General features: G+C 69.7%; 10 protein-coding genes and 1 pseudogene. 2 read left to right on the top strand and 9 right to left on the bottom strand.

Going from position 1 to position 15,790, the window contains the following annotated elements:
• The first annotated feature begins 14 nt into the window (after window positions 1–14).
• Window positions 15–6,419 carry an AAA domain-containing protein gene (locus tag SACCYDRAFT_RS03040; RefSeq protein WP_005453475.1) on the top strand — a complete coding sequence of 2,135 codons (6,405 nt, stop codon included), beginning with the start codon at window positions 15–17 and terminating at the stop codon, window positions 6,417–6,419.
• Between the two features lie 345 nt (window positions 6,420–6,764).
• Here the strand turns inward: SACCYDRAFT_RS03040 and SACCYDRAFT_RS03030 are convergent.
• The 7 genes and pseudogenes from SACCYDRAFT_RS03030 to SACCYDRAFT_RS03000 form a co-directional block, all read right to left on the bottom strand.
• Window positions 6,765–7,561, bottom strand: a pseudogene (locus SACCYDRAFT_RS03030) (exodeoxyribonuclease III).
• 27 nt (window positions 7,562–7,588) lie between these two features.
• Complete coding sequence (locus SACCYDRAFT_RS03025) at window positions 7,589–7,894, bottom strand: hypothetical protein (RefSeq protein ID WP_005453470.1); 306 nt, start codon at window positions 7,892–7,894, stop codon at window positions 7,589–7,591.
• A 185-nt stretch (window positions 7,895–8,079) separates the two neighbouring features.
• Window positions 8,080–8,400, bottom strand: a complete 321-nt coding sequence (locus SACCYDRAFT_RS03020; RefSeq protein WP_005453469.1) for an SH3 domain-containing protein — start codon at window positions 8,398–8,400, stop codon at window positions 8,080–8,082.
• Between the two features lie 112 nt (window positions 8,401–8,512).
• On the bottom strand, window positions 8,513–9,523 hold the full coding sequence (locus tag SACCYDRAFT_RS03015) for an XdhC family protein (RefSeq protein ID WP_005453468.1): 1,011 nt from the start codon (window positions 9,521–9,523) through the stop codon (window positions 8,513–8,515).
• Entirely contained in the window at window positions 9,520–11,907 is a 2,388-nt protein-coding gene (locus SACCYDRAFT_RS03010; protein ID WP_005453467.1) for an aerobic carbon-monoxide dehydrogenase large subunit, read from the bottom strand. The genes SACCYDRAFT_RS03015 and SACCYDRAFT_RS03010 overlap by 4 nt, the downstream gene beginning before the upstream one ends.
• Window positions 11,904–12,452 (bottom strand): (2Fe-2S)-binding protein, encoded by a 549-nt coding sequence (locus SACCYDRAFT_RS03005; RefSeq protein ID WP_005453466.1) that lies wholly within the window; start codon window positions 12,450–12,452, stop codon window positions 11,904–11,906. Before SACCYDRAFT_RS03005 ends, SACCYDRAFT_RS03010 begins: the two co-directional genes overlap by 4 nt.
• 1 nt (window position 12,453) lies before the next feature.
• Window positions 12,454–13,338, bottom strand: coding sequence for an FAD binding domain-containing protein (locus tag SACCYDRAFT_RS03000; RefSeq protein ID WP_005453465.1), 885 nt, complete (start codon window positions 13,336–13,338; stop codon window positions 12,454–12,456).
• A 132-nt stretch (window positions 13,339–13,470) separates the two neighbouring features.
• Between SACCYDRAFT_RS03000 and SACCYDRAFT_RS02995 the strand changes: the two genes are divergently transcribed.
• Window positions 13,471–14,409 carry a LysR family transcriptional regulator gene (locus SACCYDRAFT_RS02995; protein WP_005453463.1) on the top strand — a complete coding sequence of 313 codons (939 nt, stop codon included), beginning with the start codon at window positions 13,471–13,473 and terminating at the stop codon, window positions 14,407–14,409.
• Window positions 14,410–14,687: 278 nt separating this feature from the next.
• Here the strand turns inward: SACCYDRAFT_RS02995 and SACCYDRAFT_RS02990 are convergent, their stop codons facing one another.
• Together SACCYDRAFT_RS02990 and SACCYDRAFT_RS02985 are read right to left on the bottom strand one after the other, a co-directional pair.
• Complete coding sequence (locus SACCYDRAFT_RS02990) at window positions 14,688–15,311, bottom strand: GyrI-like domain-containing protein (protein ID WP_005453462.1); 624 nt, start codon at window positions 15,309–15,311, stop codon at window positions 14,688–14,690.
• On the bottom strand, window positions 15,295–15,765 hold the full coding sequence (locus tag SACCYDRAFT_RS02985) for a hypothetical protein (RefSeq protein ID WP_043536098.1): 471 nt from the start codon (window positions 15,763–15,765) through the stop codon (window positions 15,295–15,297). Before SACCYDRAFT_RS02985 ends, SACCYDRAFT_RS02990 begins: the two co-directional genes overlap by 17 nt.
• Between the last annotated feature and the right edge of the window lie 25 nt (window positions 15,766–15,790).

Raw genomic sequence — 15,790 nt, 5'->3', positions numbered from 1 at the left:
AAGGAGCAGCCTCGGTGACCTTTCCCGAACACGATCCCGAACTCAAGGACCGCGTCGCCCGCCTGATGGGCTTCCTGCGCAAGCTCGCCATCAAACGCAGCGCCCCGGTGACGCAGATCAGCGACCACCGTGACCTGCTCTGGCTTTCCGACGTCGGAAAGCACCTGCCCGTCGAGCAGGACGCCGGCCTGGGCGAACACGTGTTCGTCGTACCGAGGGTTCAGGTGGCCGCCGAACCGAAGCCGCCGGAAGTGCTCCGGTACTGGCTCGACCGCAGCGGCGACGAGCCGAAACTGCGCGAACAGGGACCGCACCCGGTCACCGGGGACACCGTCAAGCTGATCGACGCCGGTGAGGTCACCGACGCGTTCCAGGAGTGGCTTGCCGAATGGCGGCGGTGGGCGGAAGCCGAAGCCCGACGGCGAGCCCTCCAGCAACTCCACAATCGCCTCGCGGACATGGAACGCCAGGCCTCGCAGCAGCCCGAATCGCTCGAAGTGGTCCTGGCCGCGGGGCTGCTCAGGGTGGCGGGCGAACACGGCGCCACGGTGCGGATCCACCTCGTCAGCCAGCCGGTGCGCATCGAACACCACCGGGAGAGCGGCGCGATCCACTGCGTGGTGAGCGACGAAAGCCCCGTGCGGCTCGAGGACGACGAGCTCATCGGCGACCTCGGCTTCTTCGACCGCAGTGCGGCCCCCTCACTGCGCAAGAAGCTCGCGGCCACCGCGCAGTCGCCGATCGACCCCCAGATTCCCGGCTTCCTCAAGGCCTGGGCCGAGCGGGCGCTCGACACCGAGTGCGACATCAGCGACTCCTGGACGCCGAGAACGACGGGCGCTTTCCGGCTCGACTTCGCCCCCGCGCTCCTCCTTCGCACCCGAGGTTCCTACGCACTGCGCAAGTACTACGAGCAGATCGGCAGCACGCTCGAGGAAAGCCACGAGCCCGTTCCCCTCGGTCTCGCGCAACTGGTCACCCCGATCGAGACCCGGGACAAGCTGTCGTGGCTGGAACGGACCAATGCGACGGCCGCGGCGGCACTGGCCGAGGACCCACTGTTCCCGCTACCCGCCAACGACCAGCAACGGGAAGTCATCCGGCGGCTCGGGGAAGACAGCGGTGTGGTCGTGGAAGGCCCACCCGGGACAGGCAAGACCCACACCATCGCCAACCTGATGAGCGCGCTGCTCGCGCGCGGGCAGCGCATCCTCGTCACCAGCGAGAAGGCCCAGGCGCTGGCCGTGCTGCGTGACAAACTCCCGGAGCCCCTGCAGGATCTCTGCGTGTCGATGACCTCGACCGACCGCAAGACCAACGCCGCGGCGCGCAAGAGCGTGTCCACTCTGTCCGACCGGCACGCCAACTTCAACGCCGAAGCCAGCGAACACTGGATCAACGAGCTGTCCGCCCGGCGAGGCGCCGCGCAACGGCGGCGCGCCGAACTGCTGGAACGGATCAGAGCGCTCCGCGAATCCGAGACCTACCAGCACCCGGAGATCTCCCCCGGCTACGCGGGAACGCTCAGCGAGATCGTGCGGAAGATCGGCGCGACCGGCGATGTCGGGTGGATCGAGGGCACCGCCACCGGCGAACCCCCGTTGAGCACCGACGAGTTCGGTGAGCTGATCCGGCTGCTCCGCGACGAGGACGACGAACGACAGGGACGTCGCGACCAGGCGATACCGGACCAAGCCCACCTCCCCGACGAGCAACTGGTCGTCGGACTCACCCAGGCAGTGGCCGAGGGCACCGAGGTCGTCGGTGGCGACCACGGAGAGCTGATCGGCGCGCTGGGGAACCTGACCGATGACCAGTTCCGGCGGCTGAGCCACGACTGCGCGCAGGTCCAGGAGCTCATCGTCGGGCTACGCGCGCTGCCCGCCCGGCAGGACTGGCTCGACGACACGGTCAGCGCGCTGCTCGGCCAGCAGCGAGAACACCTGTGGGCCGGCGCGGGCCAGGTGCTGTCACTCGTGGACGAGGCACTGCAGTGCGACCGGAACGCCGGGCATACGCCGATCACGACGGAAGGCGTTCCCCCCTCGGCGCACGCGGCCTTCCGAAGCTACGCGGAGTACCTCCAATCCGGCGGCAAGGTGCGCAAGCACCTGAAGAAACCCCAGCAGAAGGCGGTGGACGCCTACCTGCCCACGGTTCGGGTCGGATCGGCCGAGGTCACCAACACCGGTACGGCCATGCAGGTCGCCAACCACCTGCGGACACTGGAGATCGCCGAGATGGTCTCCGCGACCTTCGCGGCACTGGGCTACGTCCTCGACACGACCGCTCCCCGCAGCGTCGTGGTCGACCAGCTCGTGCAACTGCGCAAACTCTACGGAGTGGTGGAGCAGGTGCGTGCCGCGCAGCACACGCTGCGGCAACACCTCACCGCGATCCCCCCGACCGTGCGGCCCCGGTTGGCCTCCCTCGGGGAGCTGTTCGAGTTCACCGAGCGGACCATGGACGCCGCGCGGGCGCACAGCGCGAAGACCGCCAGAGGCAGGCTCGACCACCTCGCGGACCAGGTGAGTGCTCTGTCGCCGGCCCCGAACCGCTCACCCGAACACGACGCACTCACCGCCGCGCTACGATCCCACGACGCGGCCGCCTACCAGGACGCGGTGCGGGCACTGGATCGCGCCCGCAGGCAACGGGCCGCCCAACAACGGTGTGACACGTTGCTCGACCGGCTCCGGCGTGCGTGTCCCGCCCTCGCCGACACTCTCACCCGCTCCGCTCGGAATCCGGAATGGACTGACCGAATCCACGCCTGGCCACAGGCCTGGGCTCGCGCGGTGGCGAGGTCGTGGGTGGAGGAACAGACCGCCGCCGGGGCCGAACAGGAGCTGGAGGCCGAGCTCGAAGCCACCACCGCCGATCTGGAGAAGATCACCGCCGACCTCGCCGCCGAGCAGGCGTGGAACGCCTGCCTGCGGCGGATGACCGCGGAACAGGTCGGGGCGCTCAATTCCTACGCAAGCAACGCCGGCAACGCGGGCAAGAGCGGGAAGTACCACGAGCGGTTCCGCGCCGCCGCTCGCGAGGCGATGAGCGTGGCCCAGGGTGCCGTCCCGGCGTGGGTGATGCCGATCAAGCATGTGCTCGACACCGTCCCACCGCGGCAGAACGCCTTCGACGTCATCATCGTGGACGAGGCCAGCCAGGCCGAACTCACCAGCACCTTCCTGCTCTGGCTGGCACCGCGGATCATCGTCGTAGGCGACGACAAGCAGTGCACGCCGTCCGAGGTGGCCTCCGGGGCGCTGCAGCCGATCTTCGACACGCTCGACAGCGAACTCTACGACGTGCCGAACTACCTGCGTACGGAGTTCAGCCCCCGATCGAGCATGTTCTCGCTGCTGAGAAGCAGGTTCGGCCAGCTCGTCCGGTTGCGGGAGCACTTCCGGTGCATGCCGGAGATCATCCAGTGGTCCTCCAACGAGTTCTACCAGGACCAACCGCTCGTCCCGGTGCGGCAGTTCGGCGCCGACCGGCTGCCGCCGCTGCAGACCCAGTACGTGCGGGGCGGTTTCGTCGAAGGCAAGAACCAGACGCTGTGCAACCCGGTGGAAGCCGACGCCATCGCCGACTCCATCGTCGCGTGCCTGGACGACCCCGCCTACGACGACAAGACGTTCGGGGTGGTGGTCCTACAAGGTCAGCGTCAGGTGGATGTCATCACCAACGCCCTGTTCGACAGAGGCGTCGACCCCGAGGTGTGGGCGGAGCGCAGGCTGCGCATCGGCACCGCATCCGACTTCCAGGGCGACGAACGGCACGTCGTGTGGCTGTCGATGGTGGTCTCGCCGGAGCAGAACTTCGCGCCCCTCGTGCGCGCGAGCTTCCAGCGCAGCTTCAACGTCGCTGCCTCGCGAGCACAGGACCAGTTGATTCTGTTCCACTCGGTGACCAAGGACCGCCTGCGTCCGGGTGACCTCCGGCTGTCGCTGCTCGAGCACATGACGGCCGAACGCAAGGCACTCGACGACGTGCTGACGAACGTGCAGCGTGACGTGCGGCATCCGCAGTTCGACTCGCTGTTCGAGCAGCGCGTGTTCTGCGATCTCGTCGAACGCGGCTACCACGTGACACCGCAGGTCGAGAGCAACGGCAGGCGCATCGACCTCGTCGTCACCGGTGAGGGTGCGAAGCTCGCGGTCGAGTGCGACGGCGACCACTGGCACACCCCTGAGCAGCTCACCCAGGACCTGTACCGCGAGCAGGAGCTCAAACGCTGCGGCTGGAAGTTCTGGCGGGTGCGGGAGTCGTCCTACTACCTGGACAAGGAACGAGCGCTCGCCACCCTGTGGACGACGCTGGACGGGCTGGGTATCCGCCCGATTCTGAACACCGCACCGACCGCCTCCCCGAAGCAGCGAACCGAACCACGGCCCGAACCACCGGTCGACGAGTCCGTCCCCGAACCCGCCGAGGCGCTGCCCGCACTCGCCGAAGCACCGTCCGACGGAAAACAGCTCTGGCCGGAGGTCTTTCCGTGGCTGAGCGAATACCAGGCGGGCGACAATCCCGAGCTCGACGGGGCGTCCACCACCCCGGAATGGTGGTTGTCGAGCTCGCCCGGAGACTCCGCGCAGCTTTCCCCTTCGGCCGCCACCTACGCCATCGCGGCGACCCTGCTCATGGACTGGCCGGACGACACGCCACTGGCGCGGGCCTTCCCGGCGATTCCTCCCGACACGCGGATGGACCACCTGCCGTTCAGCAGCAGGGCACTCCGCCTACTGCGGTACCTGGAGATCGAGACCGCGGTGGACCTCTCCCGGCTTTTCCTCCCGGAGGTACTGGAAGCCCGAGGGATCGGTCGCAGAACGGCACTGGACCTGTTCACGACATTGGCCGACGCCTCGCTCGAACCGCCGTCACCTGCCGACACCGGCACGGTCGTCGAACAGCCGTCGGAAGAGGAGCCGGAGACGGCCGACCCGCTGGAGGAGATCGGCCGCTGGTTCGGCCGGTTCGACGCTCGAAGCCTCAGCATCCTGCGCAGGCGAACGTTCGCCGACGAACCGGAAACCCTCCAGGCGCTGGCCGCGGAACACGGAGTGTCCCCGCAACGTATCAGCCAGTTGGAGAGCTCCGCACGCAAGCAGCTCGACGCGAAACTCGCCGCCAGCGGGCCGGTGACCGAGTTGCGGGACAGTGTGCGCGCCAGGATTCAGCCGGTGGCGGCCCTGTCCCGGCTGCTGGAGGACTTCCCGGTGCTACGCGAACGCGTCGAGAGCCTCGGAAAACCGTTCTGGTACGTGCTCGACAAACTCGACGACGAGTTCGAGGTCGTCGACGGCTGGGCGCTCGCGCCCAACGTCAAGGCAACCCGGAGCCGGACGGAGCTGCTGCTGGAGGACAGCACCGACCGGCACGGCGTCGTCGCGCTCGACGAACTCGGCGCGCTGCTGGCGGAGTTCGGGATGGGCCTCGACGAGCTCCGGAACTGGCTCGTGTGGTGCGGATACGAGATCATCGACGGTCACGTGCTGACGAGGACCGCCACGCTGGGCGACCGGGCCGCGGCGCTGCTGTCCATCACCGGCGAACCCATGACGGCGAAGTCCATCGCGGAGCGACTGGAGGTCGCGAACCTAGGCGGGCTGGCGAACCGGCTCTCCGACGACCGCCGGTTCAAGCGCGTCGACCGGGGAACGTGGGCGCTGAGTGAGTGGGAGTTCGAGGAGTACACCACGATCCGCGACCAGATCGGCCAGATCATCGACCGCAACGCCGGAAGTGTTCCACTCAACGCGCTCGTCGGGGAACTGACCACTCGTTTCCGGGAGATCTCGGAAACGAGTATCAGGACTTTCGCGGCAGCAGCCCCCTTCCAGACCCGCGGCGGGATCGTCAGCCGCAGCACCAGCGGGCCCGCCCGCAGGAAAGGCCCCGCTCAGACACGGAAGGTGTTCCGCCACGACGGCGGCTGGGCCTACCGGATCGTGATCACCTCGGACCACCTCCGGGGTTCCGGCTTCACCGTCCCGGTCGGGCTGGCGATGGCACTGAGCCTGGCCCCGGAACAGACGGTGGAATTCTCCTCACAGCTGGGACTCCAGTCCGTCCGATGGTCGGGACCTCAGCCGCAGTGTGCGAGTATCCGCCGGTTCCTGGAGAAGGAGGACATCGGAGTAGGTGCGACCGTCTTCCTACTGTTCTCCGACGACCGCCGGTTCCGGTTGGTCGAGGCCGGCTCGGCCGAGGTCGAACCGCTCGGCGAGGCGCTGCGGCTGATCGGGCTGGGCAGCGACCGCGATCGTCCCGCCGACGTCGAGCGTGCGCTGGCGACCGCGGTCTGTTTCCCGCCCGACTCCACCCGGGATCAGCTCGTCACCGCGTACCGGGAACGCGGTGACGACGATGTGGCGGCACTGCTGGAGCAGGCATGGAGTGAACCCACCCTGTGATTGTGGTTACGGGCCCGCGAACGGTCAGGCTCCCGGCAACGGACCTGGTCACTCGCGGGCCCGACGCTCATTCCAGGACAGCAACTCCGCTGCCCTCAGCACATTCCGGAGATTCAAGCGTCACGCCGCATAAAGGAGTTCCCTGCTTTTCCAGCACCGACTACCTGAAGTGCGGAACGCGGACGCTGGTGGCGCTCACGGGACCGACCGGACGGCCGAGGACGCCTTCCGGCTCCTCCTGCAGAGCGAAGTGGTCGACATCCGGGCCGGTATCGACACCGACCAACACATCAAGCCGACGCACGACAATGACGACTCGGCACGCACGTCACCCCACCGGTGCGGTCACACCTCGTACGTCGCCGTCACCGGTGCGTGGTCGGACCACCGCGTCTCGTAGCTTTCCGCTCGCTCCACCACCAGCGACGTGCACCGCTGTGCCAGGCCCGGCGTCGCGACGTGATAGTCGATGCGCCAGCCGGAGTCGTTGTCGAACGCCTTGCCCCGATACGACCACCACGTGTACGGGCCGGGGCCCTCCGGGTCGAGGCGGCGCTGGACGTCGACGTAGCCCAACTCGTCGAACACCCGGCTCAGCCAGGCTCGTTCCTCCGGCAGGAAGCCCGCGTTCTTGCGGTTGGCCTTCCAGTTCTTCAGGTCGATCTCGGCGTGGGCGATGTTCCAGTCGCCGCACACCAGTACTTCCCGGTCGTCCGAGGCGGCCTTGTCGCGCAGTGTCGCCAGATACGGCAGGAAGGCGGCCATGAACCGTTCCTTCTCGTCCTGCCTCGGTGTGCCGACATCACCGCTGGGCAGGTAGAGGCTCGCCACGACGACCCCGGGCAACCACATCTCGACGTAGCGGCCGCTGTCCTCGAACTCGGCCTCCCCGAACCCGACGCGCACGCTGTCGGGCTCGATGCGGCTGTAGAGGGAGACACCGTTGCGGCCCTTCGCCGCGCACGGCGCGTGGACGGTGTGCCAGCCCTCGGGTTCCCGGGTCCGGCGGGCAGCACGTCCAGCTCGGCCCTCACCTCCTGACACGCGACGACGTCCGCGGAAGTGGTCCGGAACCACTCCGTGAAGCCCTTCTTGGCGGCGGCCCTCAGGCCGTTGACGTTGACAGTGGAGACGGTGAGCACGGCCAGCAGGCTACCCGGCCTCACGTGCTACGCGGCCAACTGCCGCCGAAGCTGGTCGAGTTCCCGCGCGATCCGGTCCACGGTCTGCACAGGGGATTCCGAGCCCGCCCGCAACTGGCCCAGAACCCAACCACGCACCAAAGCCGAAGCCGGGACCTCCAACGCGGCAGCGAAGCGAGTCAGCTCGTCGAACTCCTCCGAGCTCAACCGCACCGACAACACCTTGGCACGTCCCTGCCCAGGCCGCGTCGCCCGCTCCGGGAGCGGCTCATCCGGCGAGCCTTCCGCTTCGTCCCGATACTCTCGCAGGTCCCGCTCCAGAACCTCACTCATCGCCAGCTCCTTTCCAATACTGACGCAGTAGGGCACCTCTGATCGACCAGCCGGCCGGGCTCGGTGACGGCCTCAGCCATCCAGCCGGGATCGATCCCCACCACGTATGACAATGCATGACAGGGGGCTGTGGTGGGCTGCCCCTACGGCCGGAACAACTCCAGCAACGGCTTTGCACCGAGCGCTCAGTCGCAGTCGGCGCCGTCCACCGGCTCCAGGTAGTCGTCGGAGGCCCACTGCTCGTCGCCGATCCGACGGAAGCCGTCGCGGGTCTCGGTGGTGGCGTCGAGTTCCTCGTCCTGGCGCAGTTCGTCGACGACGTCGTGGTCGGTGCCCGGCCCCGACCGCACGTTGAGGACGTCGGCGGTGACGACGACCGTGCAGGCCGCGCGCTCGCCCGGCGTACCTCCGCTCTCGGCGTCAGAGCTGCGCTGTTCCGAGCCGGTCGTGTAGATGACCGCCAGACCGAGGACCACGCCCACGATGATCAACGCTCGCTTGAACACGACCAGCACTCCTCGCGCGGCGACATCTACTGCGTGCAGGGTAGGGAATTCCCGGGCACCGGGGACAGGCCCGTGCGGAGGAACCACGGCCACCGTCCGATCACGTCGACGGTCACGGAGCGTGAGCCGCGCCTGCGCGGGCGTACCGCTCGGGGTCCGCGTCGAAGGCACCGGCACAGCCGTCGCAGCAGAAGTAGTAACGATGCCCCGCGTGCACCGACTGAGGCGTGACGGGGCTGACGGCGACCGTCATGCCGCACACCGGGTCGACGGCCTCGGTGACCGCTGCGACCTCCACGGCCTCGGTGACCTTCACGGCCTCGGTGACCTCGGTGACCTTCACGGCCTCGGTGACCTCCCGGCCCTCGGGCCTCGGCGGTTCCTCCTGCCTCGAACGGAGCGCGAGCAGCTCCGCGTACACCGACAGCGCGATCTCGTGCGGCGTGCGCGCGCCGATGTCGAGGCCGGCGGGTGTGCGCACCCGTTCGGCGCCGGGTTCGCCGAGGTCGGCGAGCACGGCACGGCCCCGGCGCGGGCTCGCCACAAGACCGACGTAGCCGACCCCGGCCCGCAGTGCGGCGGTGAGGACCCGCTCCTCACCCCGCCCGTGGGAGGCGACCACGACGGCCTCGGTGTCGGCGGCGAACTCGGGTTCCGCGGGACACGCTCGCACGTCGTGGCCGAGCACCTCCCCGACCTCCCGCAGGGCCCTCGCGACGGGAGAGTCCCCGAACACCTCCACCAGCGGGGGCGGCAACTGCGGTTCGAGGAAGACGTCGACCGCACCGCCGGACAGGCACGGGTTCGCGACGGTGACCGTTCCCTCGACGTCCCCGTCCTCGCCGTCCGCCCCGCCCGCTGCGGCGTCGGGGGTGATCCGCAGGATGGTCGGCTGCCCGGAGGCCAGCACGCGAAGCCCCTGCAGCCGGACGGTGGACTCCGTGCACACCCCGCCGACGAACCCCTCCACCGTGCCGTCGGCCAGGACCAGCGCCCGGTCACCCGGCCTCGCGCTGGTGGGGCGGCGCGCCCGCACCACGGTGGCGAGCACGAACGGGGCGCGGGAGTCCCGGAGTTCCTCCGCGTGCGCGAACAGCGTCCGCGCCCACGTGCCGCCCGTCATGTGATCGCCAGGTCCGTGCGCAGGGGACGGCCCTGCATGGCCCTCCAGACCACGGCGGGCGTGGCGGGCATGTCGACGTGGCGCACACCGTACGGCTGCAACGCGTCCACGACGGCGTTCACCACGGCGGCGGGCGAGCCGACCGTGGCCGACTCCCCGACGCCCTTCGCTCCGATCGGGTGGTGCGGCGACGGCGTCACCGTCTGGCCGAGCCGCCACGACGGGCACTCCATCGTGGTCGGCAGCAGGTAGTCCATGAAGGAGCCACCGAGGTGGTTGCCGTCGGGGTCGAACGCCATCACCTGCATGAGCGCCATGCCCACGCCGTCGGCGAGCCCGCCGTGGATCTGCCCTTCGACGATCATCGGGTTGATGCGGACGCCGCAGTCGTCCACGGCCACGAAGTCGCGGACCTTCACCTGCGCGGTGTCGGGATCGACGTCCACGACGCACACGTACGCACCGAACGGATACGTCAGGTTGGGCGGGTTGTAGACGGTCCCGGCGTCGAGATGGCCCTCCACGCCCTCCGGCAGTTCGAGGTCGGAGTGCGCGGCCATCGCGATCTCGGCGATCGTCTTTCCGGACTCCGGATCGCCCCTCACGAAGAAGCGGCCCTTCTCCCACTCCAGATCGTCCGGATCGACCTCCAGCATCGCCGACGCCACCAGCCGCGCCCGCTGGCGCACCTTGCGGGCCACGACGGCCGCCGCCGCACCCGACACCGGTGTGGAGCGGGAGCCGTAGGTGCCCAGCCCGTACGGCGTCTGGTCGGTGTCGCCGTGCACCACGTCGACGTCCTCGGGCGGGATGCCCAACTCCTCCGCCACGATCTGCGCGAAGGTCGTCTCGTGGCCCTGGCCCTGGGTCTGCACCGACAGCCGCAGCACCGCCTTGCCCGTGGGATGCACCCGCAGTTCGGCGCCGTCGGCCATGCCGAGCCCCATGATGTCCATGTGTTTGCGCGGGCCCGCGCCCACCGCCTCGGTGAAGAAGCTGAGCCCGATTCCCATGAGCTCGCCGCGCTCGCGACGTCGCCGCTGCTCGTCCCGCAGCTCGTCGTAGTGCGCCAGCTCCAGCGCCGCACGAAGGGTGCGCGGGTAGTCGCCCGAGTCGTACTCCCACCCGGTGCTGCTGCGGTACGGGAACTGCTCCGGCCGCAGCAGGTTGCGCATCCGCAGCTCGGCGGGGTCCATGCCGAGGTCGTGGGCGAGCACGTCCACCATGCGCTCCACGAGGTAGACGGCCTCGGTGATGCGGAACGAGCACGCGTACGCGACCCCGCCGGGCGCCTTGTTGGTGTAGACGCCGGTGAGCTCGCAGTGCGCGGCCCGCAGGTCGTACGAGCCGGTGAACACGCCGAAGAACCCGGCGGGGAACTTGGTCGGCTGGGCGGTGCCGTTGAACGCGCCGTGGTCGGCGAGCACCTTCACGCGCAGGCCGAGGATCTTCCCGTCGCGGGTGGCCGCGATCTCGCCGTGCATGTGGTAGTCGCGGGCGAACGACGTGCTCATGAGGTTCTCGGAGCGGTCCTCCACCCACTTGACCGGTTTGCCGGTGACGATCGAACCCACCACCGCGCACACGTAGCCGGGATAGATGCCGACCTTGTTGCCGAAGCCACCGCCGATGTCGGGTGAGATGACCCGGATCTTGTGCTCCGGCAGGCCCGCCACCAGCGCGTACAGCGTTCGGTGGGCGTGAGGGGCCTGCGTGGTGGTCCAGACGGTCAGCTTGCCGGTGACCGGGTCCATGTCCGCCACGGCGCCACACGTCTCCATCGGCGCGGGATGCACGCGTGGGTAGAGCATGTCCTGGGCCGCGACGACGTCGGCGCGTGCGAACACGGCGTCGGTGGCCTCGCGGTCGCCGGTCTCCCAGTCGAAGATGCGGTTGTCGGTTCGGCCCTCCACGTCGTCGCGGACCACCGGGGCGTCGGCGTCGAGAGCGCGGCGCGCGTCGACGACGGGCGGCAACGGCTCGTACTCGACGTCGACGAGCTCCAGCGCGTCACGGGCCGCGTAGCGGTCCTCCGCCACCACGAACGCGACCTCCTGCCCCTGGAACCGCACCTTGTCGGTGGCGAGCACCGACTGCACGTCGTGCGACAGCGTGGGCATCCACGCGAGGTCGAGGCCTTCGAGGGTGTGGCCGGTGATGACGGCACGCACCTTCGGGTGGGCCTGCGCGGCGCTGGTGTCGACGGAGACGATGCGGGCGTGGGCGTGGGGGCTGCGCAACACGGCGCCGTGCAGCATCCCGGGCAGCACGACGTCGTCCACGTAACGCCCGTGTCCGCGCAGGAACCGCTCGTCCTCCTTGCGCGGCATGCTGCCGTATCCGACGGGGGTCGACCGCTGTGACGGGATGTCCGTGGTGCTCATGTCTGCACCTCCGAGCCTGACCGGTTCTGGTGAGCTGGGGTGGGGCCGCCCTGTTCGGGGATCGCGTCGGAGACGGCGGTCGCGGCGGCCTCGTGCTCCGCGGCCCACCGCACCGAGCGCACGATGTTCTCGTAGCCGGTGCAGCGGCACAGCTGCCCCGACAGCGCCTCGCGGATCTCGTCCTCCGACGGGGTCGGGTTGTGGTCGAGCAGCCAGCGGGAGGTCAGCATCATTCCGGGTGTGCAGAACCCGCACTGGAGTCCGTGCTCGGCGCGGAAACCCTCCTGCACGGCGTCCAGCCCGTGCGAGGTCTCCAGCCCCTCGACCGTGCGGATGTCGTGCCGGTCCGCCATGACCGCGAGCACGGTGCACGACTTCACCGGCGCGCCGTCCATGAGCACCACGCAGGCGCCGCAGTTCGACGTGTCGCAGCCCCAGTGCGTGCCGGTGAGGCCGAGCTCGTCGCGCAGGAAGTGCACGAGCAGCAGCCGGGGCTCCACGGAACGGGTGTAGGGCTGGCCGTTGACGGTGACGGTGATCTCCATGTCACGTCTCCTCGTGGTTACGCCTGCCGCGCCAGCGAGCGGCGGCCCTGCGCAGCACGCGCGTGGTGAGGGTCGCGGCGAGATGGCGTTTGTAGTCGACGGGGCCGCGCTGGTCGGCGACCGGGGAGCAGTGCTCCGCCGCGATGGTGCCCGCGTCCTCGAAGAGTTCCTCCGTGGCGGGCGCGCCCATGAGGTACTCCTCGGCCGTCGGCGCTCCGAAGGCCGGCGCGCCGACGGCGGTCAGCCCGATCCCGACCCAGGCGATGTGCCCGTCGTCCAGGCGCAGTGCCGCACCCGCCGACGCCACGGCCCAGTCACCCGAGCGGCGCTCGACCTTCGCGTACGCCGAGGCGGACGAGCGGATCGGCACGCGCACGGCCACGAGCAACTCGCCCTGGTCGAGCACCGTGGAGTAGGGACCGGTGAAGAACTCCCGCACCCGTACTTCACGCCCGCCGTCCGGACCCTGGATCAGGGCCACGCCGTCGAGCGCGACGAACGCGGCGGCGAGGTCCTCCGACGGGTCCGCCTGGCACAGCGAACCGCCCACCGTGCCGCGGTTTCGCACGGCCGGATCGGCGATCACCCGCTCGGCGTCGTGCAGGATCGGGAAGTGCTCCCCGATCACGGGCGAGTCGAGCAGCTCGGCGTGCCGGACCAGCGCCCCGATCGTCACGGCGTCCCGGTCGACGCCGATTCGGGACAACTCCCCGACGCCGTTGATGTCGATCAACGTCTCGGGTTGGGCGAGGCGCAGCTTCATCATGGGGATCAGCGAGTGACCACCCGCCACCACCATGCTGTCCTCGCCGTACCTGCCGAGGAGTTCCAACGCGTGCTCGACGCTGGTGGCCTTCTCGTACTGGAACTGCGCGGGCACCTGCATACCCGCAAGGCTCGGCTGGACGGGACCCGGTGGCAACGGCGCTATAAGCGGTTCCTTCATCGGCCTTGGGCGGTCACTTCCCCGGCGCGGAGATAGCCTGGGGATGTGTCTGGCGTCACCCGGACAGGGCGCATGACACTCGGTCAGCTCAGCGCCTTCGTCCTCGTCGCGCGGCTCGGTTCGGTGACCGGCGCCGCGAGAGCGCTGGGTGTCAGCGAGCCCGCGGTGTCGCAGGCCCTGGCAGCGCTGCGGCACCACCACGGCGACCGCCTCCTGGTGCGCACGGCGCAGGGCATGACACTCACTCCGGCAGGTCGTCGGCTGCTGCCGATCGCGTCCCGCATGGTGGAGCTGGGTGCCGACGCCGACGCGGCCGTGCGGCAGGCCAGCGGCGCGGCGGAGCCACTGCGGGTGGCGGTCACCAGCACCTTCGCCGAGTTCGTCGCCGGTCCACTGCTGGAGGCGTTCGCGACACGGTGCGGGGACACGGTGGACGTCTCGTCGGGACTGGCCACCACCGAGCAGACGGCCGTGCTCGTGAGTCACCGCCTCGCCGACGCCGCACTCGGCCCGGCGCTGGTGGAGCCGGAGCTGGAGAGCGTGCCGGTGTTCCGGTGTTCCCTGGTGGTGGTCGGTACTTCCGGCTGGCGGACGCCGGGCGATCCGGTGACGTGGCCGTGGCTGCTCGGCCCCTCCGGCGCCGACCCCGACAGCGACGTCACGCGACTGCTGCGGCAGTTGCGCGTACCCGACGAGCGCATCCAGGTGTTCCCCAACGAGGCGAGCGCGTGGACGGCGGCGGCGGGCGGCGCGGGAGTGTCGGTGGCCGTGGAACACCTGGTGGCACCGCTGTTGCGGCGACGCGAACTCGCCGTGCTGCCGACGTCGGCGACTCCCGCACCGCTGTGCTGGCACATCACCACCCCGGCCAGGCAACGCTGCTCGCCCGCCGCCGCGTCGCTGCGCTACTTCCTCGGCACACCCGCGGCCATGCAGCTCATGCGGTCGCCGGGCAACGGCGTGCCGCCCTCCCGGTTCCGCCCGCCGGTGCACGTGACGATCTGGTCGTGAGACCTGGACCCGCCGGGCACGCAGGGACGAACAACGCGTCGGCGTCCGGGGTGGACGCGTGTTACACGCGGTCTGCCCGAGCGAGCAGTTCGAGGCTGCTCAGGACGTTCTCGGGGAGACCGAGTGCGGGAGTAACCCTCCGTACGGGACGCGAGGAGGCCGGATTCCGCCGGTGGCGGCGAGTCGGCCCTCGCAATCGGCTGTCGCACTCCGCGCTCCCTCCGCTTCGGCGCGGAGTCCGGGGTCCTCGGTCGCCTCGTCACGGTAGCGGACCGGCCTCACGACCCCGCCTCGACGACCGGCTGCCGCAGGATCGTGCGGAGCCTTTCGGGCGCGACCTTCCGAAAGTCGCTGAGGTAGATCTCGTGGTGCTTGCCGGTCATCCGGAACCCGTTGTCCGGGATGAACTCGTGGTGCATCCGCTCCAGCACCTCGGCCTCGTCGTCGTAGGAGCCGACGTGCAGCGTCTGCACGCACCGGCCCTCGGACAGCGTGTCCAGGCGCACCTCGTGGAGGCGCCGGGGGACGGCCTTGGCCGCGACCTGTTCAACGGCGTCGGTGAACATCCGCTGGTCGATCCAGTCGGGGACCATGATCATCAGCGTCCAGTCCCATCGGGACTTGTCGCGGGCCGCCGTGAACGCGTCCATGTCCTCGGCCCACCACAGGCCTTCCAGTGGCATGACGACGTAGTCGCGCCCGAGGGACCTGCTTGCGAACTTCAGCTTGTAGGCCAGCGGGTAGAGCGCCTCGATCGCGTCGGTGTAGTCGGGTGAGGTGTTGGGATCGCCGTGCCCGTCGATCATCAGGTAACGCAGGTCGGGTACGTCCACGATCTCGAACCGGCCTCGCCGCGCCCGGTAGGCGGCGATCTCGCGCTTGAAGTCAGTCTTGTCGGTCATCGACTCCCGTCCATTCCCGCAGTGTCTCCACGAGCCGGTCGACGTCCGGGGCCGCGCGATCGTGGCCTCGTAACGCACCCCCGGATCCGCGATGTTCACCGACGTTCGTACAGCAAGGCCCCGACAGTCGGTCACCGGTCGGGGCCGCGGGCCCGTCAGCCCTGGGTGAGCTCGTCAGCCGGTCGCGGTCGAACGTGGCGAGGAACTCCTCGCCGTCTGGTACGACGGCCACAGGCTCCGGCTCGTGTCGCTCGCCCCGTCCACCGAACCTCGCCAGGGTCACGGCGAAGTCCGGGCGATGCGGATCGAACGGCGTCGTCGCGTGCTCGCGCTCGTCGGCGACGACCCGCACGAGACGCCCTGCCGCACCGAAGCCGGAAACCGTCAACACGGTCAGCGAACTGATGTCGGCACTGCGGTGATAGCGGGCGACCACGTCGACGCGACTGCGCACGCACCGGGTGACCCACAGAAGTCAC

Source organism: Saccharomonospora cyanea NA-134 (assembly GCF_000244975.1).
Taxonomy (GTDB): Bacteria; Actinomycetota; Actinomycetes; order Mycobacteriales; family Pseudonocardiaceae; genus Saccharomonospora; species Saccharomonospora cyanea.
This window is presented reverse-complemented; position numbering and strand designations above follow the sequence as displayed.